This is a genomic window from Rhodococcus sp. GA1, from assembly GCF_024321955.1.
Lineage (GTDB): Bacteria > Actinomycetota > Actinomycetes > Mycobacteriales > Mycobacteriaceae > Rhodococcus > Rhodococcus pyridinivorans.
The window spans coordinates 1-4242 of the sequence record NZ_CP097189.1 but is presented as its reverse complement, the minus strand read 5'-3'; the positions used below and the strand labels follow the sequence as shown (position 1 = coordinate 4242).

Sequence of the window (4242 nt, the reverse complement as noted above, 5' to 3'; positions counted from 1 at the left end):
GCCGGACACTCTCGCACAAAAAAGATCATTTTTTTACGTACGACACACCAAGCCATATCAGGTATCCCGATTTTTTCCTGGGGGTTTACACCACTCACCGATCCCTGCCGGGGCCATAAACCCGGCGGATTTCCGCGGTCGCATCCGTGATGCATGAGATGTGTCGGGTGAGTCGTCTCGTGCATGGGTCGGGACCACAGGCAGTCGGGTGGCACGTGACGGTGCGGTGCCGTCCGGGGTGCGGGAGGTAAGCCGGGTACGGCTGTCGAGTGCGGCAGAACGGTGTCGGTTCGGGGGGCAGTGGGCGTACCGATGGGCCGGCCTGGGTTGCGTCCATCAGGATGGTGTACGAGCCGGATCGGATCCGATGACCGGCGTGTCGTAACCGGACGAAAGACGGTCACCGCGTGATTCTTCGAGAGAGCTACCAACTCGACTCGACGAAAGAGCACGCGATGACCACTGCCCACGATATCGACCTCCGCCAGCTTGTCGAAGACCGACTCACCGGCGCCAGCCCCGACCTGCTGCGCGAGCTGCTGACGATGTTCATCCACGCCCTGATGGGCGCCGAGGCCGACGCCCTGTGCGGCGCCGACTACGGCCAACGCTCCGACGAACGCGTCAACGTTCGCAACGGCTACCGGCACCGCGACTTCGACACCCGCGTCGGCACCCTCGACGTGGCCATCCCCAAGCTGCGGTCCGGCTCGTACTTCCCGGACTGGCTGCTGCAACGGCGCAAGCGGGCCGAACGAGCCCTGACCTCGGTTGTTGCGACCTGCTACCTGCTCGGGGTCTCGACCCGGCGGATGGAGAAACTCGTCGATACCCTCGGGATCACCTCGCTGTCGAAGTCGCAGGTCTCGGTGATGGCGAAAGACCTCGACACCCAGGTCGAGGCCTTCCGGAACCGACCCCTCGATGCGGGCCCGTACACGTTCGTCGCCGCCGACGCCCTGGTCCTCAAGGTCCGCGAGAACGGACGGGTGGTGAACGTGCACGCCCTGGTCGCGGTCGGGGTCAACGCCGACGGCTACCGCGAGATCCTGGGGCTGGACGTCACCTCCGCCGAGGACGGCGCCGGCTGGCTGACCTTCTTCCGCGGGTTGGTCGCCCGCGGCCTGTCCGGGGTGCGGTTGGTGACCTCCGATGCCCACGCCGGCCTCGTCGCGGCGATCGGCGCAACCCTGCCCGGCGCCTCCTGGCAGCGGTGCCGCACCCACTACTCGACGAACCTCATGGCCGTCACACCGAAGTCGTCGTGGCCCTGGGTGAAGACACTGCTGCACTCCGTGTACGACCAGCCCGACGCGGATTCCGTTCACGCACAATACGATCGAATCATCGATGCACTCACCGAGAAGCTGCCGAAGGTGGCCGATCACCTCGACGCCGCCCGGTCGGATCTGTTGGCGTTCACCGCGTTCCCGAAGCAGATCTGGAAACAGATCTGGAGCAACAATCCGCAGGAGCGCCTCAATAAGGAGATCCGCCGCCGGACCGACGTGGTGGGGATCTTCCCGGACCGCACCGCTCTGATCCGACTCGTCGGGGCGGTGCTGGCCGAGCAGCACGACGAGTGGATCGAAGGCCGCCGCTACCTCGGCCTCGACGTACTCGCCCGCTCCCGCACCGGCAAGCCCGCCGACAGTGTCACCGAGGGCACCGAGGAGGTGACACCGGCCTTGACCGCCTGATCCACCGACGAGGAATCACGCGACGACGTCGTACACCACCTCACGGGACTTGACCCCGGCCTGTCCCGGATGTGAGTGGAACTGCAAGAGGTGTGTCCCCCGTCGGGTGTCGTCGCGGGGCGTGGTTCGCCCGATCCGGCGGGAGCGGCTGTAGCGGCCTCACACGTGTGAGGCCGGGGGACAAGTGCCCGAGGTTGGTTCAGTGCGTCAGCGGGGCGCTCAGGGCGTGTTGTGGGGCGCGGTGGCGCGACGTCAGGGCCGGCCGGGCCGGGTGGCCTCGATGTAGTCGGCGAACCCTGCCAAGAACCCACGTTCGTACTCCTCGACGTGGGGCTGCCCGACCGGGGCGGTGAACCACGTCGAAGCGTCGTGGGCGGTGTCGGCGTCTCCGAGTCGTTGCCGCTCGACGGCCTCGGCGTATCCGGCGTCGTAGCCCTGAGTGAACGCAGTCGTGGTCATGCCCGCCACCTTCCTGGATCAGTCCTGGTCATCGTCGGCGATCCCGCCGACAGACACCCGCCGACACCAGCGATGTCGATCCTGCGCGACCGAAAACGCCCACACACCTCTTGCACTAAAGCTGCAATTTTGGCGCGACGAAATAGGATTCTGCCTCGTGACGACCCCGCCGACGCCGACCGACAGCCCCGCAACCAGCGCAGATGACGCCGATCCGGGCATGTGCCCGTGGTGCGCAAACCCTGTCCCTCAGCACGCCGGGGCGGGCCGGCCGAGGGTGTGGTGCAGCGACCAATGCCGCCGCGACGCGTACAGCGCCCGCAAGGCATCACGCAGCGGAGCGGTCGGGGTGAAGGTGGTCCGGCAGACCCGGATCGTGGAAAAACCCGTCGAAGTCCGGGTGCCCGACTGGCGGGAAACGGTGCCCTCCACGCCGGCGAGGTACCTCGAGGACCACGAGGTGGTCGAGCACGTCATACGGCACCCAGAGCTGCTGGCGAGAGTCCTCGAATCGTTCAGCGGCTCGATCGCGTTCCGTCGCCATCCCGAGCGTGAGTACCCCCCGCCGCTGCACAAGGCGGCGGTGCAGCTGGCCCACTACCTCGATCAGTACCTCCGGGAGACCGCCCCACCGCCGCCGGAAACTGCGGGATTGTCCCGGCAGCAGCGGCGAGCCCTCGAACGGAAAAAGGCGAAGAAGGGCCGCTGACAGAACCGGTCACCCCACCCCGAAAACGGGCTGCCGCGGCACCGCTTCGCGCTGCCTTGCCCTCGGTCGATGCGTCAACATAGGTTGCCCAAAATGCTTGTGCCAGTGAAGAAGCTGGTTCGTATGTGTGCTGCGATTGGGGCCAGCCGCAGCAGTGGTTTGCCGTTGCTCAGGTGTCGGCGCCGACGTCGGCCTTCGCCGTTTCTTCGCGAGCCTTTGCCGCCTTGCGGGCGTGGTGCAGGATCGTGCCGACCCCGCCGGTCGTCATTCCGACCTGCTCGGCGATCTCGCGCAGCTTGAGGCCCTGAGCACGCAACTCCAGCACCCGCTGACGACGTTCGGCAGCACGGGCGAGGAACTCCTCCCGAGGCTCAGCCATGATGCGCTGGATGGTGCGTGGGGATACGCCCAACCTCTCGGCGCCTTCGCGGGCGGTCATCGTCCTCCGCGCCGGGACCTCCGCTCCTCGCCGCTTCCGTACGGGGATGTGCTTGCTCATCGCAGAACCTCCAACGCCACCGTGCGGTCTACCTTCAGACGCCGTTGACGGTTGGCTTCGATCTTCGCAGGGGAGACGACCTTGCCGCCTTTGCTGCCGAGGTGGGCTTGTCGGGCGCGGTAGGCCTGTTCGTCGAAGTTGCGCCAGATCCACTTGCCGATGGAGTAGGCGGTGGCCCTGACCTCCACGAACGGAAGTGGGGCGGTGAACTGCGTGTTGATCGCGTGGCAGTGCTGGAGCACGAGCATCAGCCAGGCATCGAGACCGTCGTGCCGGTGGTGCCACCACTGCCCGTAGGCCCAGGTGCGGGCGGTATCGAACATGGTCACGTTGCGGCCGAGCCCGACCGCCTTCTCGGGCTTCCTGGGCGCCTGACGTGGGGTGTGGACGGTGACGAGGTCGCGCAGCTCGTAGGGCCGGGACGGGCCGTAGATGGTCTCCCAATCGGGGTGGATCGGGTTCTTGGTCAGCTGCCCGCCGTAAGCGAAGTCCCCGCCGACGGAGATGCACAGACCCCGCTCGATGCGATGAGCGAAGCGCAGCGGTTGCAGCCGGGCGGAGTCGGTGCGGCAGACGGGGCCGGCCAGCCACCAGCCCAGGTGCGCCCGCCCTGACGGGGACTGCGCGACCCAGTTCGGGGCCGGATGGTCGGACGGCTGCTCGAATGCCCGCATCGCCGCATCCGGGTGGTCGCAGTCGATGACGATCGAGCCGAGCAACGCGTGAGGCGAGTGCTCGATGTAGCGCATCGTCAGTGCCTCGTCGCGGCTGTAGCGGTACTGCCCGGCACGGAGATCGTTCGTCGCATGCGGCCGATACGGCAGCAGGACCTCCCGCCCCCAGATCTCGTCGGTGAGCAATTCCCCCATCGTCAT

At 67.1% G+C, this 4242-nt stretch carries 5 protein-coding genes; 2 read left to right on the top strand and 3 right to left on the bottom strand.

All coding sequences use genetic code 11. The annotated features are described in order from the left end of the window. Positions 1-455: 455 nt before the first annotated feature. A complete protein-coding gene (locus M3330_RS24430; RefSeq protein WP_255026428.1) occupies positions 456-1700 on the top strand; it encodes an IS256-like element IS1164 family transposase in 1245 nt (414 codons plus the stop codon). A gap of 252 nt (positions 1701-1952) precedes the next feature. Here the strand turns inward: M3330_RS24430 and M3330_RS24425 are convergent, their stop codons facing one another. Then, positions 1953-2159: a hypothetical protein gene (locus tag M3330_RS24425; protein WP_039584155.1), complete on the bottom strand. Its 207-nt coding sequence runs from the start codon at positions 2157-2159 to the stop codon at positions 1953-1955. A gap of 157 nt (positions 2160-2316) precedes the next feature. Between M3330_RS24425 and M3330_RS24420 the strand changes: the two genes are divergently transcribed. Further along, on the top strand, positions 2317-2868 hold the full coding sequence (locus tag M3330_RS24420; RefSeq protein WP_220667258.1) for a hypothetical protein: 552 nt from the start codon (positions 2317-2319) through the stop codon (positions 2866-2868). Positions 2869-3037: 169 nt separating this feature from the next. Here M3330_RS24420 and M3330_RS24415 read toward each other — a convergent pair whose 3' ends face one another. Beyond that, positions 3038-3367, bottom strand: coding sequence for a sigma factor-like helix-turn-helix DNA-binding protein (locus tag M3330_RS24415; RefSeq protein WP_052227183.1), 330 nt, complete (start codon positions 3365-3367; stop codon positions 3038-3040). Further along, a complete protein-coding gene (locus M3330_RS24410) occupies positions 3364-4242 on the bottom strand; it encodes a replication initiation protein (RefSeq protein WP_225223596.1) in 879 nt (292 codons plus the stop codon). The genes M3330_RS24415 and M3330_RS24410 overlap by 4 nt, the downstream gene beginning before the upstream one ends.

What these genes read in the sequence shown, in the direction of transcription:
- M3330_RS24430 (WP_255026428.1), top strand. Translation starts at nt 456, where the DNA reads ATGACCACTGCCCACGATATCGACCTCCGCCAGCTTGTCGAAGACCGA.
- M3330_RS24425 (WP_039584155.1), bottom strand. Translation starts at nt 2,159, where the DNA reads ATGACCACGACTGCGTTCACTCAGGGCTACGACGCCGGATACGCCGAG.
- M3330_RS24415 (WP_052227183.1), bottom strand. Translation starts at nt 3,367, where the DNA reads ATGAGCAAGCACATCCCCGTACGGAAGCGGCGAGGAGCGGAGGTCCCG.
- M3330_RS24410 (WP_225223596.1), bottom strand. Translation starts at nt 4,242, where the DNA reads ATGACGATGGGGGAATTGCTCACCGACGAGATCTGGGGGCGGGAGGTC.